The 21,546-nt window shown below is 61.6% G+C and carries 33 protein-coding genes; 1 reads left to right on the top strand and 32 read right to left on the bottom strand.

The genetic code is table 11. The features are described from left to right. Positions 1-37: 37 nt before the first annotated feature. The 32 genes from EN807_RS21150 to rpsL all read right to left on the bottom strand — a co-directional run bounded on the left by EN807_RS21150 (position 38) and on the right by rpsL (position 20,769). Positions 38-1,525, bottom strand: coding sequence for a DegQ family serine endoprotease (locus EN807_RS21150; RefSeq protein WP_135936522.1), 1,488 nt, complete (start codon positions 1,523-1,525; stop codon positions 38-40). Positions 1,526-1,717: 192 nt separating this feature from the next. After that, on the bottom strand, positions 1,718-2,149 hold the full coding sequence (gene rplQ, locus EN807_RS21145; RefSeq protein ID WP_023799277.1) for a 50S ribosomal protein L17: 432 nt from the start codon (positions 2,147-2,149) through the stop codon (positions 1,718-1,720). Between the two features lie 96 nt (positions 2,150-2,245). Then, the gene (locus EN807_RS21140) at positions 2,246-3,256 is read right to left on the bottom strand and encodes a DNA-directed RNA polymerase subunit alpha (protein WP_023799278.1); all 1,011 of its coding nucleotides are present in this window, start codon (positions 3,254-3,256) and stop codon (positions 2,246-2,248) included. A gap of 101 nt (positions 3,257-3,357) precedes the next feature. Further along, positions 3,358-3,747: a 30S ribosomal protein S11 gene (gene rpsK / locus EN807_RS21135; protein ID WP_023799279.1), complete on the bottom strand. Its 390-nt coding sequence runs from the start codon at positions 3,745-3,747 to the stop codon at positions 3,358-3,360. A 146-nt stretch (positions 3,748-3,893) separates the two neighbouring features. Next, positions 3,894-4,262, bottom strand: a complete 369-nt coding sequence (gene rpsM / locus EN807_RS21130; protein WP_029352234.1) for a 30S ribosomal protein S13 — start codon at positions 4,260-4,262, stop codon at positions 3,894-3,896. Positions 4,263-4,453: 191 nt separating this feature from the next. Beyond that, positions 4,454-5,050 (bottom strand): adenylate kinase, encoded by a 597-nt coding sequence (locus EN807_RS21125; protein WP_135936521.1) that lies wholly within the window; start codon positions 5,048-5,050, stop codon positions 4,454-4,456. Then, positions 5,047-6,387 (bottom strand): preprotein translocase subunit SecY, encoded by a 1,341-nt coding sequence (secY, locus tag EN807_RS21120; protein WP_127315876.1) that lies wholly within the window; start codon positions 6,385-6,387, stop codon positions 5,047-5,049. The genes EN807_RS21125 and secY overlap by 4 nt, the downstream gene beginning before the upstream one ends. 191 nt (positions 6,388-6,578) lie before the next feature. After that, a complete protein-coding gene (rplO, locus tag EN807_RS21115) occupies positions 6,579-7,052 on the bottom strand; it encodes a 50S ribosomal protein L15 (protein WP_029352230.1) in 474 nt (157 codons plus the stop codon). Positions 7,053-7,074: 22 nt separating this feature from the next. Beyond that, the gene (rpmD, locus tag EN807_RS21110; RefSeq protein WP_006205449.1) at positions 7,075-7,272 is read right to left on the bottom strand and encodes a 50S ribosomal protein L30; all 198 of its coding nucleotides are present in this window, start codon (positions 7,270-7,272) and stop codon (positions 7,075-7,077) included. A gap of 25 nt (positions 7,273-7,297) precedes the next feature. Beyond that, complete coding sequence (rpsE, locus tag EN807_RS21105; RefSeq protein WP_006333394.1) at positions 7,298-7,861, bottom strand: 30S ribosomal protein S5; 564 nt, start codon at positions 7,859-7,861, stop codon at positions 7,298-7,300. A gap of 155 nt (positions 7,862-8,016) precedes the next feature. Further along, a complete protein-coding gene (rplR, locus tag EN807_RS21100) occupies positions 8,017-8,376 on the bottom strand; it encodes a 50S ribosomal protein L18 (protein WP_135936520.1) in 360 nt (119 codons plus the stop codon). 85 nt (positions 8,377-8,461) lie between these two features. Next, complete coding sequence (rplF, locus tag EN807_RS21095; RefSeq protein ID WP_023799285.1) at positions 8,462-8,995, bottom strand: 50S ribosomal protein L6; 534 nt, start codon at positions 8,993-8,995, stop codon at positions 8,462-8,464. A 92-nt stretch (positions 8,996-9,087) separates the two neighbouring features. After that, a complete protein-coding gene (gene rpsH / locus EN807_RS21090; protein WP_006205453.1) occupies positions 9,088-9,486 on the bottom strand; it encodes a 30S ribosomal protein S8 in 399 nt (132 codons plus the stop codon). A 12-nt stretch (positions 9,487-9,498) separates the two neighbouring features. Further along, positions 9,499-9,804, bottom strand: coding sequence for a 30S ribosomal protein S14 (rpsN, locus tag EN807_RS21085; protein WP_029352223.1), 306 nt, complete (start codon positions 9,802-9,804; stop codon positions 9,499-9,501). Between the two features lie 27 nt (positions 9,805-9,831). Further along, positions 9,832-10,410, bottom strand: coding sequence for a 50S ribosomal protein L5 (gene rplE, locus EN807_RS21080; RefSeq protein WP_023799287.1), 579 nt, complete (start codon positions 10,408-10,410; stop codon positions 9,832-9,834). Continuing rightward, complete coding sequence (gene rplX / locus EN807_RS21075) at positions 10,403-10,717, bottom strand: 50S ribosomal protein L24 (RefSeq protein WP_013531428.1); 315 nt, start codon at positions 10,715-10,717, stop codon at positions 10,403-10,405. Before rplX ends, rplE begins: the two co-directional genes overlap by 8 nt. A 12-nt stretch (positions 10,718-10,729) precedes the next feature. After that, positions 10,730-11,098: a 50S ribosomal protein L14 gene (rplN, locus tag EN807_RS21070; RefSeq protein ID WP_006205457.1), complete on the bottom strand. Its 369-nt coding sequence runs from the start codon at positions 11,096-11,098 to the stop codon at positions 10,730-10,732. An 82-nt stretch (positions 11,099-11,180) separates the two neighbouring features. Then, a complete protein-coding gene (gene rpsQ / locus EN807_RS21065) occupies positions 11,181-11,420 on the bottom strand; it encodes a 30S ribosomal protein S17 (RefSeq protein ID WP_023799288.1) in 240 nt (79 codons plus the stop codon). An 11-nt stretch (positions 11,421-11,431) separates the two neighbouring features. Further along, a complete protein-coding gene (gene rpmC / locus EN807_RS21060) occupies positions 11,432-11,632 on the bottom strand; it encodes a 50S ribosomal protein L29 (RefSeq protein WP_023799289.1) in 201 nt (66 codons plus the stop codon). A 13-nt stretch (positions 11,633-11,645) separates the two neighbouring features. Then, entirely contained in the window at positions 11,646-12,059 is a 414-nt protein-coding gene (gene rplP, locus EN807_RS21055; RefSeq protein WP_127315880.1) for a 50S ribosomal protein L16, read from the bottom strand. 27 nt (positions 12,060-12,086) lie between these two features. Then, positions 12,087-12,812 (bottom strand): 30S ribosomal protein S3, encoded by a 726-nt coding sequence (gene rpsC / locus EN807_RS21050; protein ID WP_029352216.1) that lies wholly within the window; start codon positions 12,810-12,812, stop codon positions 12,087-12,089. Beyond that, on the bottom strand, positions 12,812-13,201 hold the full coding sequence (gene rplV / locus EN807_RS21045) for a 50S ribosomal protein L22 (RefSeq protein ID WP_006205462.1): 390 nt from the start codon (positions 13,199-13,201) through the stop codon (positions 12,812-12,814). Before rplV ends, rpsC begins: the two co-directional genes overlap by 1 nt. A gap of 2 nt (positions 13,202-13,203) precedes the next feature. Continuing rightward, on the bottom strand, positions 13,204-13,482 hold the full coding sequence (rpsS, locus tag EN807_RS21040; RefSeq protein ID WP_006205463.1) for a 30S ribosomal protein S19: 279 nt from the start codon (positions 13,480-13,482) through the stop codon (positions 13,204-13,206). A gap of 16 nt (positions 13,483-13,498) precedes the next feature. Then, positions 13,499-14,332, bottom strand: coding sequence for a 50S ribosomal protein L2 (gene rplB, locus EN807_RS21035; protein ID WP_135936519.1), 834 nt, complete (start codon positions 14,330-14,332; stop codon positions 13,499-13,501). A gap of 23 nt (positions 14,333-14,355) precedes the next feature. Continuing rightward, positions 14,356-14,649, bottom strand: a complete 294-nt coding sequence (locus tag EN807_RS21030; protein WP_010909275.1) for a 50S ribosomal protein L23 — start codon at positions 14,647-14,649, stop codon at positions 14,356-14,358. Continuing rightward, a complete protein-coding gene (gene rplD, locus EN807_RS21025) occupies positions 14,646-15,266 on the bottom strand; it encodes a 50S ribosomal protein L4 (RefSeq protein ID WP_135936518.1) in 621 nt (206 codons plus the stop codon). Before rplD ends, EN807_RS21030 begins: the two co-directional genes overlap by 4 nt. Next, on the bottom strand, positions 15,266-16,012 hold the full coding sequence (gene rplC, locus EN807_RS21020) for a 50S ribosomal protein L3 (RefSeq protein WP_127315881.1): 747 nt from the start codon (positions 16,010-16,012) through the stop codon (positions 15,266-15,268). The genes rplD and rplC overlap by 1 nt, the downstream gene beginning before the upstream one ends. A gap of 94 nt (positions 16,013-16,106) precedes the next feature. Beyond that, positions 16,107-16,415, bottom strand: a complete 309-nt coding sequence (rpsJ, locus tag EN807_RS21015; RefSeq protein WP_006205468.1) for a 30S ribosomal protein S10 — start codon at positions 16,413-16,415, stop codon at positions 16,107-16,109. 63 nt (positions 16,416-16,478) lie between these two features. Beyond that, entirely contained in the window at positions 16,479-17,654 is a 1,176-nt protein-coding gene (gene tuf, locus EN807_RS21010; protein WP_135936517.1) for an elongation factor Tu, read from the bottom strand. 66 nt (positions 17,655-17,720) lie between these two features. After that, positions 17,721-19,811: an elongation factor G gene (fusA, locus tag EN807_RS21005; protein ID WP_135936516.1), complete on the bottom strand. Its 2,091-nt coding sequence runs from the start codon at positions 19,809-19,811 to the stop codon at positions 17,721-17,723. A 30-nt stretch (positions 19,812-19,841) separates the two neighbouring features. Beyond that, positions 19,842-20,312, bottom strand: coding sequence for a 30S ribosomal protein S7 (gene rpsG / locus EN807_RS21000; RefSeq protein WP_008875664.1), 471 nt, complete (start codon positions 20,310-20,312; stop codon positions 19,842-19,844). 85 nt (positions 20,313-20,397) lie between these two features. Continuing rightward, positions 20,398-20,769, bottom strand: a complete 372-nt coding sequence (gene rpsL, locus EN807_RS20995) for a 30S ribosomal protein S12 (RefSeq protein ID WP_006333356.1) — start codon at positions 20,767-20,769, stop codon at positions 20,398-20,400. Positions 20,770-21,232: 463 nt separating this feature from the next. Between rpsL and EN807_RS20990 the strand changes: the two genes are divergently transcribed. Further along, positions 21,233-21,514, top strand: a complete 282-nt coding sequence (locus EN807_RS20990) for a transcriptional regulator (protein ID WP_127315883.1) — start codon at positions 21,233-21,235, stop codon at positions 21,512-21,514. Positions 21,515-21,546: the final 32 nt, after the last annotated feature.

The following is a 21,546-nucleotide window of genomic DNA, read 5'->3' as shown; positions in this document are numbered from 1 at the left end:
TGGAGCGCGATCTCGTCCGAAGGATCGAGGCTCGGGCTCAGTAACGCAACACCTGGCGCAGTATCTGCCCGCCGCGCTCGACGGTAAAGCGCCACCAGCGCGTCTCTTGCATGGCTGCCTGTTCCAGGGTCGCGGCGGTATCGATGGTCAAGCCATTGACCTCGCGAACGATGTCGCCCGGCTGGAAGCCGAAACCGGCTGCGGGCGAACCGCGATTGATGTTGACCACGGTAACACCCTTGACATCCGTGCGCATGCCGAGCCTTTGCGCGAGCCGAGGCGACAGTTCCGCAACCTTGGCGCCGGAAAACGGGCTGCGACCGCGCAGTGTCACTTCCGCGAGTTTTGCACCTTCCGGCGCGCGCTCCAGCGCAATCTCCATCGTCGCTTGCTGGCCTTTGCTGAGGACGCCGAAGCTGGCATTGGTGCCGATCGACAGCGTCGCCATCCGGTAATCCAGCGCCTCGATACTCTCGACCGGCGTGCCGTTGAGCGACAGCACGACGTCGCCGGGCTTGAGCCCCGCCGTGGCCGCCGGCCCTGCTTCTTCGACGGTCGAAACCAGCGCGCCGGTCGAGGTCTCCATGCCGAGGGATTCGGCGATCTGCGGCGTCACGCGCTCGAATTCGGCGCCGATATAGGGCCGCTCGAAGAAGTCGCGTCCGGCCTTGGCTGCATCGGCAAAAGCGCGAACCATGTTGGAGGGAATAGCAAAGCCGATGCCGATCGAGCCGCCGCTGCGGCTGTAGATCGCCGTGTTAATGCCGACCAGTTGGCCACCCATGTTGATCAGAGCACCGCCGGAGTTGCCGGGGTTGATCGCGGCATCGGTCTGGATGAAGAAACTTGAATCGGAAACGCCGATGTGGCTGCGGGCAAGCGCCGAAACGATGCCGCTGGTGGTGGTCTGGCCGACACCGAAGGGGTTGCCGATGGCCAACAACAGGTCGCCAACCTCGAGCGCGTCGGAATCGCCGATGGCGACCACCGGAAATGGCTTGTCGGCGGAGATCTTGAGCACGGCAAGGTCAAGCGTCTCGTCCTTGAGCAGCACCTTGCTGTCGAACTCACGCCCGTCCGCGGTGGCGACCTTGACCTGATCGGCGTCTTTGATGAGGTGGAAATTGGTGACCACTATGCCTGTCGGATCGACCAGAACGCCGGAGCCGAGCGAGGACTGCGCACGCGGCTGCGAACGGCCGAAGAACTCTTCAAAGAACGGATCGCCGTCGAAGGGCGACCTCAACTTGGCCGTTTGCGAGGCATAGACATTGACCACGGCCGGTGCCGTCTGCTTGACCAGTGGCGCGAAGGACAGTTGCACCTCCTCGCGGCCGAACGGCACGCGCTTGTCTGGACCGGAGGTGGCATTTTCGCCTTCGGCGCCGCGCAGCATGTCCGTCAGCACATCGGACAGACCTGGATCGGCCTTGGTGTCCTGAGCCAGCGCCTGCTTGGCCGCCGGCACGATTGCCAGCGCCATCAAGGCGCAGAGTAGAACAAGAGACAGCCGTTTTACGCGCATTCCGAATCCTCCGGGTCGGGCGCCATTGTCCCGACGATTGTGCAAAATGAAAGGCTAAGGCAATGAAATCGAATTATTTTGAGCGGTAAGGTCTGAGCTGAGCCAAGAAATGGTCGCAAATGTTCCCTGCCGCATTCCGGAATACAAAAAGGGGCCCGCAGGCCCCTTTGAACTCTTTACGCAAACCGAAGCTTATGCGGCTGCGGCTTCCTCGTCGGTGCCTTCTGCCTCGATGCGAGCACGGTCGCCGGCGCCCTTGGCCGAGGTGTCGCGATCGACGAACTCGATGACTGCCATGGCGGCATTGTCACCGTGGCGGAAGCCCGCCTTCATGATGCGCAGATAGCCGCCATTGCGGGTGGCGTAGCGCGGCGCGATCGTGTCGAACAGGCGCTTGACGACGCCTTCATTGCCGATCTGGGCAATCACCTGACGGCGGGCATGCAGATCGCCGCGCTTGCCGAGCGTCACCAGCTTTTCGACGATCGGACGCAGATCCTTCGCCTTCGGCAATGTGGTGAGGATTTGCTCATGCTCGATGAGCGATACGGCGAGGTTGGCAAACATCGACTTGCGATGGCTTATGCTGCGGGCGAACCGGCGGCCTTTAAATCCGTGGCGCATGGCTCTTCTCCTTCATTCCGGGTTCAAGAGGCCACAGCCTCTGTTGGTTAGCCGCATGATCTTATCCGAAAAGTCTGCAACTTTTCGGGATCAAGCTTAGTATTGATCTTCGTAACGCTTGGCGAGGTCTTCGATGTTTTCCGGCGGCCAATCCGGCACTTCCATGCCGAGGTGCAGGCCCATCGCCGCCAGGACTTCCTTGATCTCGTTCAGCGACTTGCGGCCGAAGTTCGGCGTGCGCAGCATTTCGGCTTCGGTCTTCTGGATCAGGTCGCCGATATAGACGATGTTGTCGTTCTTCAGGCAGTTGGCCGAACGCACCGAAAGCTCGAGCTCGTCGACCTTCTTGAGCAGCGCCGGGTTGAAGGCAAGCTCGGTCACCTGCTCGGCGGCGACTTCCTTCTGCGGCTCGTCGAAATTGACGAACAGGCCAAGCTGGTCCTGCAGAATGCGGGCAGCGAAAGCCACCGCGTCCTCGCCGGAGATCGAACCGTCGGTGTCGATCGTCATGGTCAGCTTGTCATAGTCGAGAACCTGGCCCTCACGGGTGTTCTCGACCTTGTAGGAGACCTTCTTGACCGGCGAGTAGAGGCTGTCGACCGGGATGAGACCGATCGGCGCGTCTTCAGCACGATTACGGTCGGCCGGAACGTAGCCCTTGCCGGTATCGACGGTGAACTCCATGCGGATTTCAGCGCCCTCGTCCAGCGTACAGATGACGTGGTCGGGATTGAGGATCTCGACGTCGCCGACCGTCTGGATGTCGCCGGCGAGAACAGCGCCCGGTCCCTGCTTGCGCACGACCATGCGCTTGGGGCCGTCACCTTCCATGCGGATGGCGATTTCCTTGATGTTCAAGACGATGTCGGTCACGTCCTCGCGCACGCCGGCGATGGACGAGAATTCATGCAGAACGCCGTCGATCTGCACGGCAGTTACTGCCGCGCCACGCAGCGAAGACAGAAGCACGCGACGTAGCGCATTGCCGAGGGTGAGACCAAAGCCGCGCTCGAGCGGCTCGGCGACCAGCGTGGTCAGCGTCTTCTTCTTCGACGAAAACTCGATCTTGTTCGGCTTGATCAGTTCCTGCCAATTTTTCTGTATCATGATGCTTTCCTTCCGTTGACCCGCCACCATCCAATCGTGGCGGGCGACCTGGAATGCCGTGGAGGAACGCTGCTGGGCGTTCGCGCGGCGTTCGGTAATTCTTAGACGCGGCGCTTCTTGCGCGGGCGGCAGCCATTGTGCGGGATCGGCGTCACATCACGGATCGAGGTGATGGTGAAGCCGGCTGCCTGCAGCGCGCGCAGCGCCGATTCACGACCGGAGCCGGGCCCACAGACCTCGACCTCGAGCATGCGCATCCCGTGTTCCTGGGCCTTCTTGGCAACGTCCTCGGCAGCCATCTGGGCAGCGAACGGGGTCGACTTGCGAGACCCCTTGAAGCCCTGGGCTCCCGCCGACGACCAGGCAATCGAATTGCCCTGCGCGTCGGTGATGGTGATCATCGTGTTGTTGAAGGTCGAGTTGACGTGGGCAACGCCCGACGAAATATTCTTGCGTTCGCGACGGCGAACACGTGTGGCTTCCTTGGCCATGATGGTCCTTTCAGTTGATCTCTACACCGCCGTAATGCCAGCGGCTCCACCTTCGTAAGGGAGTAGGGGAATAAGGCAGTAAGGCAGTAGGGAAACGCGCGGCTGTTCCCTACTGCCTTACTCCCTTACTCCCCTATTCCCCTAAATTACTTCTTCTTGCCGGCGATCGACTTGGCCGGGCCCTTGCGGGTGCGCGCATTGGTATGCGTGCGCTGGCCGCGAACCGGCAGCGAGCGGCGATGACGCAGGCCGCGATAGCAGCCGAGGTCCATGAGCCGCTTGATGTTCATCGACACTTCGCGGCGCAGATCGCCCTCGACCTGATAGTCGCGGTCGATCGTCTCGCGGATCTGCAGCACTTCCGCGTCGGTCAGCTGGTTGACGCGGCGCTCGGCCGGGATGCCGACCTTGTCGACGATCTCCTGGGCGAAGTTCTTGCCAATGCCGTGAATGTACTGAAGCGCAATGACAACGCGCTTGTTGGTCGGAATGTTGACGCCGGCTATACGAGCCATGTTCTTCTCTTCTCCATGTGGGCCGGGCAAGCCGGCGCTATCAAAGTTGCCCCGCGTCCGGTGGAGGCCGGCCCATGCGGGAGTTTCCAGTTCAAAGCGGCTGCCTTGCCCTTGCGGGCAAGCAAGCCTCATGCCTGATAGGAAGACGGGCCGCCATACCCCAGCGAGCCGCTCCAGTCAAGCGTAATCGTTTATTTTCCCTTTGCGGCAGCGGCGAGCACCACTTCGATCTGTCGCGTCACCGAATCGATATCGGCCATGCCGTCGACACCTCTGAGCTTGCCCTTGGCATAATAGTAGCCGATCAGCGGCGACGTTTTCTTGTAATACTCCTTCAGGCGCTCTTCGAACACCGCCGGATTGTCGTCCTTGCGCACAGGCAAACCCGCGGCCTTAGCCTCTTCGACTCGCTTGCCGATTCGACCAACCAGCGCCTTGTCGTCGACGACAAGTTCGATGACAGCGTCGAGAGTGAGGCCGCGATCCGAGAGCATCGATTCAACCGCGTCCGCTTGCACCAAAGTTCGCGGGTATCCGTCAAGGATGAAACCCTTTGCGCAATCGGCCTGATCGATACGCTCGGCCACGATGGCGTTGACAATGGCGTCGGAGACCAGTTCGCCAGCGTCCATCACCGCCTTGGCACGCTTGCCGACTTCGGTGCCGGCTTGGACAGCAGCGCGCAGCATATCGCCCGTGGAGAGTTGGGGTATGCCGTATTTTTCTACCAGTCTTTGTGCTTGCGTCCCCTTGCCCGCCCCTGGCGGTCCAAGCAATATCAACCTCATCTGGCCTTTTTCCCCCCGCGCAGCTTCGACTTCTTGATCAGGCCCTCATACTGGTGCGCGATCAGGTGGCCCTGAATCTGCGCCACCGTATCGAGCGTTACACTGACCACGATCAGAAGCGATGTGCCACCGAGGTAGAATGGTACGCCAGTCGCTGAAATCAGGAACTCGGGCAGCAGACACACCAGCACCAGATAAATGGCGCCGACGACGGTGATGCGGGTGAGAACATAGTCGATGTAATCGGCGGTGCGCTCGCCCGGACGGTAGCCCGGAATGAAACCCGAATGCTTCTTGAGCTGGTCGGCGGTGTCCTTCGGGTTGAAGACGATCGCCGTATAGAAGAAGGCGAAAAACACGATCATCGCCGCATAGAACGCCATGTAGAGCGGCTGGCCATGGCCGAGTGCCGCCAGGACGGTGCTGGCCCAGGCTGGCATGTCGGTCGTCTGCGAGAAGCCGGCGACCGTCGCCGGCAGCAACAGCAGCGAAGAGGCGAAGATCGGCGGAATGACGCCAGCCGTGTTAAGCTTGAGCGGCAGGTGCGAGGTGTCGCCCTGGAACATGCGGTTGCCGACCTGGCGCTTCGGATACTGGATCAGCAAGCGCCGCTGGGCGCGCTCGAAGAACACGATCAGCGCGATGACGACGACGGCGAGAACGATGATCGCCAGGATCAGGCCGGTCGACAGCGCGCCGGTGCGGCCAAGTTCCAGCGTACCGGAGATGGCTTGCGGCAGGCCGGCGACGATACCGGAAAAGATGATCAGCGAAATGCCGTTGCCGATGCCGCGGGCGGTGATCTGCTCGCCGAGCCACATCAGGAACATGGTGCCGCCGACCAGCGTGATGACGGTCGAGATGCGGAAGAACATGCCGGGGTCGCTGACGATGCCGTTGCCGCCCTCCAGTCCGACCGCAATGCCGTAAGCCTGGACCAGGGCCAACAGCACGGTGCCGTAGCGGGTATACTGGTTGATAACCTTGCGGCCCTGTTCGCCTTCCTTCTTCAACGCCTCCAGAGTCGGGATGACGGAGGTCATCAGCTGCATGATGATGGAAGCGGAGATATAGGGCATGATGCCGAGGGCAAAGATCGCCATGCGCTCGACGGCCCCGCCGGCGAACATGTTGAACATGCCAAGCACGCCCTTGCTCTGCGACGAGAAGGCCTGGGCGAAAGCGTCGGGATTGATGCCGGGCAGCGGGATATAGGTGCCGAGGCGGTAGACGAGCAGCGCGCCGATGGTGAACCAGATGCGCTTCTTCAGATCCTCCGCCTTGGCGAAGGCCGAGAAATTCAGATTCGAGGCTAGTTGTTCAGCAGCCGAAGCCATGCCTGATTCTCCGCTTGGTCACGCTCGATGGCCCGCAACTCAGGCGGCGCGTGTCACCGAAGCTCACGAGATAAGCTCCGGACTGCAAACATGCAAGCGGCCGCGTTGACGCGGCCGCCATATTGATCGGATCAAAGCGCAATCGAAAGCGAAACGTGTCCCACTCTTGCCGATCGCGCTTCAAATCGCCGTTACTCGGCGGCTGCCTTTTCCGGCAACTTAACCGAACCGCCTGCCTTTTCGATCTTCTCGATGGCAGCCTTGGAGGCCCCGGCCACGTCGAAGGCGAGCTTCGACTTGATGTCGCCGTCCGAGAGGATGCGCACGCCGTCCTTGACGCGGCGGATGACCCCGGCAGCGACCAGCGCTTCGGCCGTCACAGTCGTCTTGGCGTCGAGCTTCTTGGCATCGAGCGCGGCCTGGATGCGGGCCAGCGACACGACGGCAAAGCTCTTTGCGAAGATGTTGTTGAAGCCACGCTTCGGCAGGCGCCGGTAGAGCGGCATCTGGCCACCCTCGAAGCCGTTGACGGCGACGCCGGAGCGCGCCTTCTGACCCTTGACGCCGCGACCGGCGGTCTTGCCCGAACCGGAACCGATGCCGCGGCCGAGACGCTTCTTGGAATGCGTCGCGCCGTCCTTGTCACGCAGATCGTTGAGTTTCATCTGAGTTCTCCTGCGCTCTGGTTCAGCCCTCGTCCACGACGCGGACGAGATGCTGGACGGCAGCGATCATGCCACGCACGGAGGGGGTGTCCTCCAGCGTGCGCTGCTTGTGCATCTTGTTGAGGCCGAGGCCGACCAGCGTCGCGCGCTGCTCCTTCGGCCGGCGAATCGGCGAACCGATCTGCTCGACGGTGATGGTCTTGGTTGCTTTCTTGGCCATGGTCAAAATCCCTGGTCAGCGTCGACTATTCTTCGGCCGCAACGGCGGTGCCGCGGCGGGCCTGAAGGGTCGAATACTTGATGCCGCGCGCGGCAGCCACATCCTTGGGATGCATCTGGCTCTTCAGCGCGTCGAAGGTGGCGCGAACCATGTTGTACGGGTTCGACGAACCCATCGACTTGGCGACCACGTCATGCATGCCGAGCGTCTCGAAGACGGCGCGCATCGGGCCGCCGGCGATGATGCCGGTACCCTGCTTGGCAGCGCGCAGCAGAACACGACCGGCACCCCAGCGCCCCTCGACGTCGTGGTGCAGCGTACGGCCCGAACGCAGCGGCACGAAGATCATGTCGCGCTTGGCCGATTCGGTCGCCTTGCGGATCGCCTCAGGCACTTCGCGCGCCTTGCCGTGACCGAAGCCGACGCGGCCCTTCTGATCGCCGACGACGACGAGTGCTGCAAAACCGAAGCGCCGGCCGCCCTTGACGACCTTGGCGACGCGGTTGATGTGGACGAGCTTGTCCACCATGCCGTCGTCGCGCTCTTCGCGATCACGGCCGCGGCCGCCATCCCTACGTTCCTGTGCCATATCCTGTTCCTTGTTTTTTTCCGGAAGCACGGTTGATGATGATATCCGGCACCTCTGTGGGTTGCCGGGGGCGAAACTCATTTTTTCCTTCGCATGATCTTATCCGAAAAGTCTGCAACTTTTTGCTGCGCTGACCTCCGGTTCGGGATCATGCTTTAGAAGCTCAAGCCGCCTTCACGGGCGGCCTCGGCCAGCGCCTTGACGCGGCCGTGATAGATGTACGGTCCGCGGTCGAAGACGACTTCCTTGACGCCGGCCTTCGAAGCGCGCTCGGCAATCAGCCTGCCGATTGCCACTGCGGCGGCAGTGTCGGCACCGGTCTTGAGCGAACCCTTGAGGTCCTTCTCCAGCGTCGAGGCGGCAGCGATGGTGTGGCCCTTGGCGTCGTCGATCACCTGGACGTAGATGTTCTTCGACGTGCGGTGTACCGACAGCCGCGGACGCTCGCCCGCGACCTTCTTGATCTGGCGGCGGACGCGCTGAGCGCGGCGTTGTGTGGATTCTTTCGAGCCCATGATATCAGTTCCTTGCCTTCAAAAAACGGGGGCAACCCTGTGCGGTAGGACTAGCCTCCCGCGACCGCTCCCCGCGGCGTTGAAATTACTTCTTCTTGCCTTCCTTGCGGACGATCTTCTCGCCAGCGTAACGAACGCCCTTTCCCTTGTAGGGCTCGGGACCGCGATATTCGCGGATCTCGGCAGCAACCTGACCGACCTTCTGCTTGTCGATGCCGGTCACAGTGATTTCCGTCGGCTTCGGCACGGTGATCGTGATGTCCTGGGGCGTTTCGTAGACGACGTCATGGCTGAACCCTAGCGCCAGCTGCAGGTTCTTGCCCTGCATGGCGGCGCGATAGCCGACGCCGGTGATCTCGAGCTTCTTTTCGAAACCGTCCTTGACGCCCTGCAGGATGTTGACGATCTGCGTGCGCGACATGCCCCATTTGGAGCGGGCGGTCTTGGTCTGGTCGCGTGGCTGGACAGCGATCTCGCTGCCTTCCATTTTGACCAGCACTTCGTCGTTCACCACGAACTTCAGCTCCCCCTTGGGGCCCTTCGCCGTGACGGTCTGGCCGTCGACGGTCGCGGTCACGCCCTGCGGCAGTGAAACGGGTTTTTTTCCAATACGAGACATTTTGTTGTCCTCGTCACTTCTCTTGTTTCAGGTCTCTGTTTTCGAACATGTGTCCGAAAACCGGATTCCACGGTTCGGGATCGCGCTCCAGATCAGAAGATCTGGCAGAGGATTTCCCCGCCGACATTCTGTTCACGCGCTTCGTGGTCGGCCATCACGCCCTTCGGTGTCGAAAGGATGGCGATGCCGAGGCCGTTGGCGACGTGCGGGATCGACTTCGCCGAAACGTAAACGCGACGGCCCGGCTTGGAGACGCGGGCGATTTCGCGCACGACCGGCGCACCGTCGAAATACTTCAGTTCGATCTCGATTTCGGACTTGCCGTTGTCGAAGTCGGTCTGGCTGTAGTCGCGGATATAACCTTCCGCCTTCAGCACGTCGAGGACGCGGGTACGCAAGCGCGAGGCCGGCGTCGAAACGCTCGACTTCTTGCGGCCATAGGCGTTGCGGATGCGGGTCAGCATATCGCCGAGAGGATCGCTCAATGACATGTTATGTCCTCCTTACCAGCTCGACTTGACCAGGCCCGGGATCTGGCCGTTATTGCCGAGATCACGAAGCGCGATGCGCGATACTTTGAGCTTGCGATAGTAGGCACGCGGACGGCCGGTGACTTCGCAGCGGTTGCGGATGCGGATCTTGGCCGAGTTGCGCGGCAGTGCCGCAAGCTTCAGCTGGGCGCGGAAGCGCTCTTCCATCGGCTTGGACTGATCCATGATGATCGCCTTGAGGGCCTTACGCTTGGCAGCGTACTGGTCCACAAGCTTGCGGCGCCTGTTGTTCTTCTCGACTGAGCTGGTCTTTGCCATTTCAGATTTTTCCTTTTCTCGCTGCCGTTACTGGCGGAAGGGGAAGTTGAAGGCCTTGAGCAATGCCCTGGCTTCGTCGTCCGTCTTCGCAGTCGTACAAACGATGACGTCCATGCCCCAGATCTGATCAACCTTGTCGTAATTGATCTCCGGGAACACGATGTGTTCCTTGATGCCCATGGCATAGTTGCCACGGCCATCGAAGCTCTTCGGATTGAGCCCGCGGAAGTCGCGGACGCGCGGCAGCGCGATGTTCACGAGACGGTCGAGGAACTCATACATGCGTTCCTTGCGCAGCGTGACCTTGGCGCCGATCGGCATCTTTTCGCGGACCTTGAAGCCGGCAATCGAGTTGCGCGCATGGGTGACGACGGCCTTCTGGCCGGCGATCAGCGCAAGATCTTCCGCCGCGATCGAAGGCTTCTTCGAATCGCCGGTCGCTTCGCCGACGCCCATGTTCAGCACGATCTTGTCGATGCGCGGAACCTGCATCTCGTTTTCGTAGCCGAACTGCTCCTGCAGAGCCTTGCGAATGGTCTCGTTGTAGACCTGCTTGAGGCGCGGCGTGTTTTGGGCAGTCGCCTGCTTGGTTTGAGCCTTAGCCATTGATGACTTCTCCCGAGCGCTTGGCGACGCGCACCTTCTTGCCGTCCTTCTGGAAGATGAAACCGACACGGGTCGGCTTGCCATCCTTGGGGTCGGCCAGCGCGATGTTCGACAGCTGGATCGGCGCTTCCTTGGTGATGATCCCGCCCTCTTGGGACTGGGACTGCTTCTGGTGACGACGGATCATGTTGACGCCGCGCACCAGCGCGGTGTCTTCCTTCGGCTGCACCGAGAGGACTTCGCCCGAACGGCCCTTGTCCTTGCCGGCCAGCACGACGACCTTGTCGCCTTTTCTAATCTTCTGCATTGGTCCGGCTCCTTACAGCACTTCAGGCGCGAGCGAGATGATCTTCATGTGGTTCTTGGCGCGGAGTTCGCGCGGAACCGGTCCGAAGATACGCGTGCCGATCGGCTCTTTCTTGTTGTCGACGAGAACGGCCGCGTTCTTGTCGAAACGGATCACGCTGCCGTCCGGGCGGCGGATGTCCTTGGCCGTGCGAACCACGACCGCCTTCATCACATCGCCCTTCTTGACGCGGCCGCGCGGGATGGCTTCCTTGATCGACACCACGATGATGTCGCCCACGGAAGCGTATTTCCGCTTCGAGCCGCCCAGCACCTTGATGCACATGACACGACGGGCGCCGGAATTATCCGCGACGTCGAGGTTTGTTTGCATCTGAATCATGACTGGCCGCCTTCTTCTCTTCTAACGGGACGGGTTCTTCACCCTTCCCCGGTCTGTCCAAAATTCGTTTCGTTTGCCCTGATCAGGCCTGGTCCGAAGACACGACGGTCCAGCGCTTGTCCTTGGAAATCGGCTTCGATTCCTGGATGAACACCTGATCGCCAACCTTGTGGGCGTTGTTCTCGTCGTGCGCCTTGTATTTCTTGGTCATGCGCACGGTCTTCTTCATCACGGGATGCGTGAAGCGCCGTTCGACCTTGACGACAACCGTCTTCTCGTTTTTGTCGCTGACGACGGTGCCCTGCAGAATGCGCTTTGGCATGGTTTTCGTCCTTAAGCCTTCTTAGCCGCGGACTTTTCCGCAGCGATGGTCTTGATACGCGCAATGTCCTTGCGGACCTGCCTCACGCGCGCGGTCTTCTCGAGCTGGCCGGTGGCCTTCTGGAAGCGCAGGTTGAACTGCTCCTTCTTCAGGCTGGCCAATTCGTCGGTCAGCTGGTCCTGGGTCTTGGTCCGGATGTCTTCGGCTTTCATGATCAGCCCGTCCTTATTCTGCGATGCGCTGTACGAAGCGCGTCCTGACCGAGAGCTTGGCCGCGCCGAGACGCAGCGCCTCACGGGCGGTTTCCTCATTGACGCCGTCGATCTCGAACATGATGCGGCCGGGCTTGACGCGCGCCGCCCAGTAATCGACCGCGCCCTTGCCCTTGCCCATGCGGACTTCGGTCGGCTTCGACGTCACCGGCACGTCCGGGAAGACACGGATCCAGACGCGGCCGGCGCGCTTCATCTCGCGGGTGATCGCGCGGCGAGCCGCCTCGATCTCGCGCGCGGTGACGCGGTTCGGCTCAAGCGCCTTCAGCCCGAAACCACCGAAATCCAGATTGGTGCCACCCTTGGCGGCACCATGGATACGGCCCTTGAACTGCTTGCGGAACTTTGTGCGCTTTGGCTGCAGCATCGTTCTAACTCCAAATTCTCAACTGTCTCAGGCGTTTTCGCGACGGCGACCGCGTTCGCGCTCACCACCACCGCCATGCGCATGATCGCCCTCGGTGGCGCGGCGCTCCGAAGCCATCGGATCGTGCTCGAGGATTTCGCCCTTGAACACCCAGACCTTGACGCCGCAGATGCCGTAGGCGGTGTGTGCTTCGGCCGTGCCGTAGTCGACGTCGGCGCGCAGCGTATGCAGCGGCACGCGACCTTCGCGGTACCATTCCATGCGCGCGATCTCGGCGCCGCCGAGACGGCCGGCGCAGTTGATGCGGATGCCTTCGGCACCGAGGCGCATCGCCGACTGCACGGCGCGCTTCATGGCGCGGCGGAACGCGATGCGGCGCTCGAGCTGCTGGGCGATTGACTGGGCGACCAGCGTGGCGTCGATCTCGGGCTTACGCACTTCGACGATGTTCAAATGCGTCTCGGACTTCGTCATCTCCATCAGCTTCTTGCGAAGCTTCTCGATGTCGGCGCCCTTCTTGCCGATGATCAGGCCCGGACGCGCCGCATGGATGGTGACGCGGCACTTCTTGTGCGGACGCTCGATCACAACCTTCGAAATCGCAGCCTGCTTGAGTTCCTTCTCAAGATACTTGCGGATCTTGATGTCCTCATGCAGCAGCTGGCCGTACTCGCCGGTGTTGGCGAACCAACGCGAATCCCAGGTACGGTTGATGCCGAGACGCAGACCGATCGGATTGATTTTCTGGCCCATTATGCGGCCTCCCCTTTTTCTTCGACTTCACGAACGACGATCGTGAGGTGCGAGAACGGCTTCTCGATACGGCTGGCGCGACCACGGCCACGGGCATGGAACCGCTTCATGACGATCGACTTGCCGACATAGGCTTCCGCCACGATCAGCGCATCGACGTCGAGGTCGTGGTTGTTTTCCGCGTTGGCGATAGCCGATTCCAGCGTCTTCTTGACCGTGCCGGAAATCCGCTTGGCCGAGAATTCGAGATCGGAAAGCGCTGTCGCGACCTTCTTGCCGCGGATCAACGCGGCAACCAGGTTCAGCTTCTGCGGGCTGATACGGATCGTGCGCAACACGGCGCGCGCTTCGTTATCAGCAAGCCTGCGCGGAGCTTTGGCCTTGCCCATGATTATTTCCTCTTCGCCTTCTTATCCGCGCCATGACCGTAATAGGTCCGGGTCGGAGCGAATTCACCGAACTTGTGGCCGACCATGTCTTCGTTCACCGAAACGGGAACGTGCTTCTGGCCGTTGTAGACACCGAAGGTGAAGCCGACGAACTGCGGCAGGATGGTGGAGCGACGGCTCCACATCTTGATCACCTCATTGCGACCACCTTCACGAACCTTGTCCACCTTCTTGAGAAGGTAGCCGTCAATGAAGGGGCCTTTCCAAATCGAACGAGTCACTTGGCGTTACCTCTTCTTAGCTCTTGCGCTGATGGCGCGAGCGCAGGATGAACTTGTCGGTCGCCTTATTGGACCGCGTCTTCTTGCCCTTGGTCGGCTTGCCCCAAGGCGAAACCGGATGGCGGCCACCGGAAGTACGGCCTTCGCCGCCGCCATGCGGATGGTCGACCGGGTTCATCGTCACGCCGCGGTTGTGCGGACGTTTTCCCCGCCACACAGTGCGGCCTGCCTTGCCGTCATTGATGTTGCCGTGGTCCGGGTTGGACACGGCGCCGACAGTGGCCATGCAGGAGCCGTGGACGACTCGCTGCTCGCCTGAGTTCAGGCGCAGGATCGCCATGCCCTGGTCACGGCCGACGAGCTGGGCATAACCGCCAGCCGAACGGGCAACCTGGGCGCCCTTGCCCGGCTTCAGCTCGATGTTGTGGACGATCGTGCCGACCGGCATCGAGGCCAGTGGCATCGCATTGCCCGGCTTCACGTCGACCGCTTCGCCGGCCACGATCTTGTCGCCGGCAGCAATGCGCTGCGGGGCGATGATGTAGGACAGCTCACCATCGTCATACTTGATCAGCGCGATGAAGGCGCTGCGGTTCGGATCGTATTCGATACGCTCGACAGTTCCGACAATGTCGAACTTGCGGCGCTTGAAATCGATGATGCGGTACGTACGCTTGTGACCGCCGCCGATGAAGCGGGCCGTGATGCGGCCGTAATTGTTACGGCCGCCCGACTTGGTCAGGCCTTCTGTCAAGCCCTTGACGGGCTTGCCCTTGTAGAGGCCCGAGCGATCGACGATGACCAGCTGGCGGGTGCTCGGCGTTATCGGGTTGAATTTTTTCAGTGCCATGTTTGTTGTCCTCGCGGTCTTGCTCAGAGACCCGTCGCGACGTCGATCGACTGGCCGTCGGCCAGCGTCACGATCGCCTTCTTGACGTCGCTCTGGCGGCCGATCGTGCCGCGGAAGCGCTTGATCTTGCCCTTGCGGACAAGCGTGTTCACGGCCATCACCTTGACGCCGAACAGCGCTTCGACGGCAGCCTTGATTTCCGGCTTCGACGCCTTCTTGGCGACGTTGAAGACGACCTGGTTCTGCTCGGAAGCCATGGTCGACTTTTCGGTGATCGCCGGCGAGACGATCACGTCGTAGTGACGAAGGTCGGTCATTTGAAGCGCTCCTCGAGAGCCTCGACGGCGGCCTTCGAAAGGACCAGCGTGCCGCGGCGCAAAATGTCGTAGACGTTGATGCCCTGGATGGGCAGCACGTCGATGTTCGGGATGTTCGTCGCCGCCAGCTTGAAGTTCTTATCGAGCTCGGCGCCATCGATCACCAGGGCATTGGACAGGCCCAGCGTCGCGAAATTCGCGATCAGCGCCTTGGTCTTGGCCTCGGTCAGCATCAACTCGTCGATGATGATGAGCGACGCGCTCTTGGCCTTGGCCGAGAGAGCATGCTTGAGACCCAGCGCGCGCACCTTCTTCGGCAGGTCGTGCTCGTGGCTGCGAACGACCGGGCCGTGGGCCTTGCCGCCGCCGCGGAACTGCGGAGCGCGTGCCGAATGGTGGCGGGCGCGGCCCGTACCCTTCTGCTTGTACATCTTGGCGCCGGTGCGGGCGATCTCGGCGCGACCCTTGGTCTTGTGCGTGCCCTGCTGCTTCTTGGCAAGCTGCCAGCGCACGACGCGCTGCAGGATGTCCTCGCGCGGATCAAGTCCGAAAATCTCCTCGGAGAGTTTCACCTTGCCGGCGTCCTTGCCGCCAAGCGTTGTGATCTTGAGGTCCATTATTCCGCTCCCTCTGTGGCCGGGGCATCTACTGTGGCCGGGGCATCGTTCTTGGCGCCATCACTGGTTGCAATGGCGCGGATTGCGGCGGGCTTCGGCGCATTAGCCGGCAGCGCAAACTTCGCCGCGTCGCGGACCAGGATCCACGCGCCCTTCGAACCGGGAACCGCGCCGCGGATCAGGATCAGGCCGCGATCGGCGTCGGTCGAGACGACCTCGACATTCTGCGTGGTGACGCGGGTGTCGCCCATGTGGCCGGCCATATGCTTGCCCTTGAACACCTTGCCCGGGTCCTGGCGCTGGCCGGTCGAGCCGTGCGTACGGTGCGAGACCGAGTTGCCGTGGCTCGCGCGGCCGCCGCCCATGTGGTGCCGCTTGATAACGCCCTGGAAACCCTTGCCGATCGTGGTTCCCGTCACATCAACCTTCTGGCCGGCGACGAAATGATCGACAGTGATCTCGGCGCCGACATCGATCATGTTGTCGGCGGAGACACGGAATTCGGCAACCTTGGCCTTCGGCTCGACGGAAGCAGTCGCGAAATGGCCGCGCATCGCCTTCGACGTGTTCTTCACCTTGGCAAGGCCAACGCCGAGCTGGACGGCGGTATAGCCGTTCTTCTCCTGCGTGCGCTGCGCCACGACCTGGCAGTTCTCCATCTGGAGAACAGTGACGGGAACATGTTCCCCGGCATCGTTGTAGATGCGGGTCATTCCCACCTTCTTTGCAATCACACCTGAACGCATCGGTTCAATTCCTTTAGAGTTCCCTGTCGGGGCTGTCGCCCCTCCACGCCTCTTGTTCCTTCAGAGTTCCGGGTCGCCCCGCGCCTCTGATTTCTTAAAGCTTGATCTCGACGTCGACACCGGCGGCAAGATCGAGCTTCATCAAAGCGTCGACTGTCTGCGGGGTCGGATCGACGATATCGAGCAGACGCTTGTGCGTGCGCATCTCGAACTGCTCGCGGCTCTTCTTGTCGACGTGAGGCGACCGGTTGACCGTGAACTTTTCGATCCGCGTCGGCAGCGGAATGGGGCCGCGGACGTTGGCGCCGGTGCGCTTGGCCGTCGACACGATTTCCCGCGTCGAGGCGTCAAGCACCCGGTGATCAAACGCCTTCAGGCGGATGCGGATATTCTGTCCGTTCATGCGTCACTTCCTTGTTCTGGCGCGGCGCGGGCAGCGCCCGCGACAGATCGGTTTAAGTCCAAATTACTCTTTGATGGTGACGACGATGCCGGCACCGACGGTGCGGCCGCCTTCACGGATGGCGAAGCGCAGCTTCTCTTCCATGGCGATCGGCACGATCAGCTCGACATCGACGGTGATGTTGTCGCCCGGCATCACCATCTCGGTGCCTTCCGGCAGCGACACGATGCCGGTCACGTCGGTCGTGCGGAAATAGAACTGCGGACGGTAGTTGGTGAAGAACGGCGTGTGACGGCCGCCCTCGTCCTTGGTCAGGATGTAGGCTTCGGCGACGAACTTCTTGTGCGGCTTGACCGTGCCCGGCTTGGCCAGAACCTGGCCGCGCTCGACACCTTCGCGGTCGACACCGCGCAAGAGCGCGCCGATGTTGTCGCCGGCCTGGCCCTGGTCGAGCAGCTTGCGGAACATCTCGACGCCGGTGCAGGTCGTCTTGGTCGTCGGACGGCTGCCGATGATCTCAAGCTCCTCGCCGACCTTGACCACGCCGCGCTCGACGCGACCGGTCACCACTGTGCCGCGGCCCGAGATCGAGAACACGTCCTCGATCGGCATCAGGAACGGCTTGTCCAGCGGACGAACCGGCGTCGGGATGTAGTCGTCGACCGCAGCCATCAATTCGCGGATCGAATCCTCGCCGATCTTCTTGTCGGAGTCTTCAAGTGCGGCAAGTGCCGAACCCTTGACGATCGGAATGTCGTCGCCGGGGAACTCGTTCTTGGTCAGCAGCTCACGCACCTCGAGCTCAACCAGCTCGAGCAGCTCGGCGTCGTCGACCTGGTCGACCTTGTTCAAAAACACCACGATCGACGGCACGCCGACCTGACGGGCCAGCAGGATGTGCTCGCGGGTCTGCGGCATCGGGCCGTCGGCGGCCGACACAACCAGGATCGCGCCGTCCATCTGCGCGGCACCGGTGATCATGTTCTTCACATAGTCGGCGTGGCCGGGGCAGTCGACATGGGCGTAGTGGCGGTTGGCCGTCTCGTATTCGACATGCGCCGTCGAGATGGTGATGCCGCGTGCCTTCTCCTCGGGCGCCGCATCGATCTGGTCGTAGCGCTTGTATTCGCCAAAATACTTGGTGATCGCCGCCGTCAGCGACGTCTTGCCATGATCGACATGGCCAATCGTGCCGATGTTCACATGAGGCTTTGTACGCTCGAATTTACCTTTTGCCATGTGATGTCTCCATTCCTGCTCGCCCGTGCGGGCTTTGAATTAAGTTAGCGCTGCAACCCCTTCAGGTTACGCGTATTTCTTCTGGACTTCCTGAGCGACCGCGGTCGGCACCGGCTCGTAATGATCGAACTGCATCGTGTAGGCCGCGCGGCCCTGGCTCATCGAGCGCAAATTGTCGACGTATTTGAACATGTTGGCGAGCGGCACCATTGCGTTGACAACCACCGCCACGCCACGCGCTTCCTGGCCTTGAATCTGACCGCGACGGCCGTTCAGATCACCGATGACGCTGCCGACGTAATCTTCGGGCGTCACGACTTCGACCTTCATGATCGGCTCAAGCAACTGCACGCCAAGCTTGGGCGCCGCTTCACGGAAGCAGGCACGGCCGGCGATTTCGAAGGCGAGCACCGAGGAGTCGACATCGTGGTAGGCGCCGTCGATCAGCGTCGCCTTGACGCCGATCATCGGGAAGCCGGCGAACGGGCCAGAGGTCATGACGCTGTTGATGCCCTTTTCGACGCCGGGGATGTATTCCTTCGGCACAGCGCCGCCGACGATCTTGGATTCGAACACGAATTCGCTGCTTTCCGGATTTGGTTCGAACAGGATCTTGACACGGGCGAACTGGCCGGTGCCGCCGGTCTGCTTCTTGTGGGTGTAGTCCTGCTCGTGCCTGCGGGTGATCGTCTCGCGATAGGCCACCTGCGGCGCACCGACATTGGCCTCGACCTTGAACTCGCGACGCATGCGGTCGACGATGATGTCGAGGTGGAGTTCGCCCATGCCAGAGATGATCGTCTGACCGCTTTCCTCGTCGGTCTTGACGCGGAAGGACGGATCCTCGGCGGCCAGGCGATGCAGCGCAAGGCCCATCTTTTCCTGGTCGTTCTTGGTCTTCGGCTCAATCGCGATCTGGATGACCGGATCGGGGAATTCCATGCGCTCGAGGATGACCGGATGCAGCGGATCGCAGAGCGTGTCGCCAGTCGTCGTGTCCTTGAGGCCGGCCAAAGCGACGATGTCGCCGGCGAAAGCCTCTTCGACGTCAGCGCGCGAATTCGCATGCATCTGCAGCATGCGGCCGATGCGCTCCTTCTTGCCCTTCACCGTGTTGTCGACCGAGATGCCCTTGGTGAGCTTGCCCGAATAGATGCGGGCGAAGGTGAGCGAGCCGACGAACGGGTCGTTCATGATCTTGAATGCGAGCATCGACAGCGGCTCGCTGTCGTCGGCGTGGCGCTCGATCTCGGCGTCGGTCTTTGCATCGACACCCTTGATAGCCGGCACATCGGCCGGCGATGGCAGATATTCGACGACTGCGTCGAGAAGCGGCTGCACGCCCTTGTTCTTGAAGGCCGAGCCGCAGAACATCGGGTAGAACTTCACCGCGATGGTGCCCTTGCGGATCAGAGCGCGGATCTCGTCATTGCTGGGCATCTTGCCTTCGAGGTAATTCTCGAGCGCCGTCTCGTCCATTTCGACGGCGGCCTCGATCATCTTCTCGCGATATTCTTCCGCACGAGCCTTGAGGTCATCCGGGATCTCGACGACGTCCCAAGCGGCGCCCAGCGTCTCGTCGCGCCAGACCAGCGCGTTCATCTCGACGAGATCGACGACGCCCTTGAACTCGGTCTCGGCGCCAATCGGCAGCTGCATGACGACGGCCTGCGCACCGAGGCGCGAGCCGATCATTTCGACCGAGCGATAAAAATCTGCGCCGATCTTGTCCATTTTGTTACAGAAGATCATGCGCGGCACGCGGTACTTGTCGGCCTGGCGCCAGACGGTTTCCGTCTGCGGCTCGACACCGGCATTGGCGTCGAGCAGCGCAATGGCGCCGTCGAGCACGCGCAGCGAACGCTCGACTTCGATGGTGAAGTCGACGTGGCCGGGAGTGTCGATGATGTTGAAACGGTGCATCTTGCCGTCACGACCTTTCCAGAAGGTCGTGGTCGCGGCGGACGTGATGGTGATGCCGCGTTCCTGCTCCTGCTCCATCCAGTCCATGGTGGCAGCGCCGTCATGGACTTCGCCGATCTTGTGCGACTTGCCCGTGTAGTAGAGGACGCGCTCGGTGGTCGTCGTCTTGCCGGCGTCGATATGCGCCATGATACCGAAATTGCGGTAGTCTTCGATTTTATATTCGCGGGCCATGGGAGGTGCCTCTTCAGTCTCGTTCGCGCTTTACCAGCGGTAGTGCGCGAAGGCGCGGTTGGCTTCTGCCATCTTGTGGGTGTCTTCACGCTTCTTGACGGCGGTGCCGCGGTTGTTGGCCGCGTCCATCAGCTCGCCGGAGAGGCGGTCGACCATCGTGGTCTCATTGCGGTTGCGGGCAGCAGCGATCAGCCAGCGGATGGCCAGCGCCTGACGGCGCTCGGGGCGCACATCGACCGGAACCTGGTAGGTGGCGCCACCGACGCGGCGCGAACGCACTTCCACATGCGGCGCGACATTGTCGAGCGCCTGATGGAAGACGGTGACCGGCTCCTGCTTGGTCTTGGACTGGACCTGGTCGAGCGCGCCGTAGACGATGGTCTCGGCAACCGACTTCTTGCCATCATACATGACGGCATTCATGAACTTGGTGACGATCAGATCGCCGAACTTCGGGTCCGGATTGATCTCACGCTTTTCTGCACTGTGACGACGGGACATTTTTTCTCTGCCTCAATTCTGCGTGGTGGCCTGGACCCCGGATCGTCGCCTGGCGCCGTCCGGGATGACCTTGGCTACGCTTCGGTCACTTCGGACGCTTGGCGCCGTATTTCGAACGGCGCTGCTTGCGGTTCTTCACACCCTGCGTATCGAGCACGCCGCGGATGATATGATAGCGGACGCCCGGAAGATCCTTGACGCGGCCGCCGCGGATCATCACCACCGAGTGTTCCTGAAGGTTGTGGCCTTCGCCGGGGATGTAGCCGATCACTTCAAAACCATTGGTCAGGCGAATCTTGGCCACCTTGCGCAGCGCCGAGTTCGGCTTCTTCGGCGTCGTTGTGTAGACGCGCGTGCAGACGCCCCGCTTCTGCGGGTTCTGCTGCATGGCCGGGACCTTGTTGCGCTTCACCGGCGCAATGCGCGGCTTGCGGATCAGCTGGTTGACGGTAGGCATTAAACCCTCTTGTCTCTCAATTCCGTGTCTCGCCCGGTCAGGGCCGCTCAAAGCGTCATTTCCATACGCAAATTCGGGCCACAAACCGCGCCTCGCGGTCTTGCCCGAACAAATGGCAGAGGAAGCGGAAGCCGCTTCATGCACGCCGGAAATGTCTTTTCGCTCGTAAAACGAACCCTGTTTGAGGCAAACTCCAAAGCGTGTCGCTTCGGAAGGGAGAGCCTCACATCGGTTCTGACTGGCCGGCTTCTACTCGCAAGCCTGTTGCCCGTCAACCCCGGAGCGCCAAATATTACGCTGAAACCGAGGCTTGGCAGCCATGCGAAAAGCGCATGTAATTTTCTTTCGCCATTTTGCAACGGGAAGGAAGAAAGTGACCGGCTTTCGGCTGTCGCGCAGCCCTGCTTCATGCGAAAAAGGCGGCATGAACAGCGCAAATCCCCTCGCCCGGAGGAATCGGCCCGTGAACGACAATGATGAGCGCCCGGTCACCATCATTACCGGCCGAGCATGGAAAAGGAAGGGCGGCAAGCCGGAAGGCGTCCACCTCATGCTGGTCGCGCCCGACGACGATTCGGCGGTGCGCCGGGCGCTCGAATCGCTCGCGGCCGAAGGTTATGCCGAGGCGGAGCTCGACCAGATCGGCGACCTGGACGGCGTGCCCGACGAAGAGCCACACCTATCGGCCTATCAGGGTGCGCTCGAAGGCGAAGTGTCGATCGTCACCTTCGACGTGCCGGTCTGAAGCAAGGGCCAGTCTGAAGCAAGGGCCAGTCT

It is taken from the genome of Mesorhizobium sp. M5C.F.Ca.ET.164.01.1.1 (assembly GCF_004792125.1).
In the GTDB taxonomy this organism is placed as follows: domain Bacteria; phylum Pseudomonadota; class Alphaproteobacteria; order Rhizobiales; family Rhizobiaceae; genus Mesorhizobium; species Mesorhizobium wenxiniae.
The sequence above is the reverse complement of the archived record's forward strand: the minus strand, read 5'-3'. Positions and strand labels throughout refer to the sequence as shown.

Bases quoted from the DNA above. Each gene is read 5' to 3' on its own strand.
- rpsL (WP_006333356.1), bottom strand. From the start codon at position 20,769: ATGCCTACCGTCAACCAGCTGATCCGCAAGCCGCGCATTGCGCCGGTG.
- rplB (WP_135936519.1), bottom strand. From the start codon at position 14,332: ATGGCACTGAAAAAATTCAACCCGATAACGCCGAGCACCCGCCAGCTG.
- secY (WP_127315876.1), bottom strand. From the start codon at position 6,387: ATGGCTTCGGCTGCTGAACAACTAGCCTCGAATCTGAATTTCTCGGCC.
- EN807_RS21140 (WP_023799278.1), bottom strand. From the start codon at position 3,256: ATGATACAGAAAAATTGGCAGGAACTGATCAAGCCGAACAAGATCGAG.
- rplQ (WP_023799277.1), bottom strand. From the start codon at position 2,149: ATGCGCCACGGATTTAAAGGCCGCCGGTTCGCCCGCAGCATAAGCCAT.
- rplO (WP_029352230.1), bottom strand. From the start codon at position 7,052: ATGAAACTCAACGATCTGCGTGACAAGGACGGCGCGACGCATTCCAAG.
- rplF (WP_023799285.1), bottom strand. From the start codon at position 8,995: ATGTCTCGTATTGGAAAAAAACCCGTTTCACTGCCGCAGGGCGTGACC.
- rplC (WP_127315881.1), bottom strand. From the start codon at position 16,012: ATGCGTTCAGGTGTGATTGCAAAGAAGGTGGGAATGACCCGCATCTAC.
- rplD (WP_135936518.1), bottom strand. From the start codon at position 15,266: ATGGACCTCAAGATCACAACGCTTGGCGGCAAGGACGCCGGCAAGGTG.
- rpsJ (WP_006205468.1), bottom strand. From the start codon at position 16,415: ATGAACGGACAGAATATCCGCATCCGCCTGAAGGCGTTTGATCACCGG.
- EN807_RS21030 (WP_010909275.1), bottom strand. From the start codon at position 14,649: ATGACCGACCTTCGTCACTACGACGTGATCGTCTCGCCGGCGATCACC.
- rplX (WP_013531428.1), bottom strand. From the start codon at position 10,717: ATGCAGAAGATTAGAAAAGGCGACAAGGTCGTCGTGCTGGCCGGCAAG.
- rplR (WP_135936520.1), bottom strand. From the start codon at position 8,376: ATGGGCTCGAAAGAATCCACACAACGCCGCGCTCAGCGCGTCCGCCGC.
- rpmD (WP_006205449.1), bottom strand. From the start codon at position 7,272: ATGGCCAAGAAAGCAACCAAGACCATCACCGTCGAGCAGATCGGTTCG.
- rpsQ (WP_023799288.1), bottom strand. From the start codon at position 11,420: ATGCCAAAGCGCATTCTGCAGGGCACCGTCGTCAGCGACAAAAACGAG.
- rpsG (WP_008875664.1), bottom strand. From the start codon at position 20,312: ATGTCCCGTCGTCACAGTGCAGAAAAGCGTGAGATCAATCCGGACCCG.
- rpsE (WP_006333394.1), bottom strand. From the start codon at position 7,861: ATGGCACAGGAACGTAGGGATGGCGGCCGCGGCCGTGATCGCGAAGAG.
- rplE (WP_023799287.1), bottom strand. From the start codon at position 10,410: ATGGCTAAGGCTCAAACCAAGCAGGCGACTGCCCAAAACACGCCGCGC.
- rplP (WP_127315880.1), bottom strand. From the start codon at position 12,059: ATGCTGCAGCCAAAGCGCACAAAGTTCCGCAAGCAGTTCAAGGGCCGT.
- rpsK (WP_023799279.1), bottom strand. From the start codon at position 3,747: ATGGCCAAGGAAGCCACACGTGTTCGCCGTCGCGAACGCAAGAATATT.
- rpsM (WP_029352234.1), bottom strand. From the start codon at position 4,262: ATGGCTCGTATAGCCGGCGTCAACATTCCGACCAACAAGCGCGTTGTC.
- rplN (WP_006205457.1), bottom strand. From the start codon at position 11,098: ATGATTCAGATGCAAACAAACCTCGACGTCGCGGATAATTCCGGCGCC.
- rpsC (WP_029352216.1), bottom strand. From the start codon at position 12,812: ATGGGCCAGAAAATCAATCCGATCGGTCTGCGTCTCGGCATCAACCGT.
- EN807_RS21150 (WP_135936522.1), bottom strand. From the start codon at position 1,525: ATGCGCGTAAAACGGCTGTCTCTTGTTCTACTCTGCGCCTTGATGGCG.
- rpsN (WP_029352223.1), bottom strand. From the start codon at position 9,804: ATGGCAAAGACCAGCTCAGTCGAGAAGAACAACAGGCGCCGCAAGCTT.
- rplV (WP_006205462.1), bottom strand. From the start codon at position 13,201: ATGGGCAAGGCCAAAGCTCCGCGCAGGCTTGCTGATAACGAAGCGCGC.
- tuf (WP_135936517.1), bottom strand. From the start codon at position 17,654: ATGGCAAAAGGTAAATTCGAGCGTACAAAGCCTCATGTGAACATCGGC.
- rpsH (WP_006205453.1), bottom strand. From the start codon at position 9,486: ATGTCATTGAGCGATCCTCTCGGCGATATGCTGACCCGCATCCGCAAC.
- EN807_RS21125 (WP_135936521.1), bottom strand. From the start codon at position 5,050: ATGAGGTTGATATTGCTTGGACCGCCAGGGGCGGGCAAGGGGACGCAA.
- fusA (WP_135936516.1), bottom strand. From the start codon at position 19,811: ATGGCCCGCGAATATAAAATCGAAGACTACCGCAATTTCGGTATCATG.
- rpmC (WP_023799289.1), bottom strand. From the start codon at position 11,632: ATGAAAGCCGAAGACATCCGGACCAAGACCCAGGACCAGCTGACCGAC.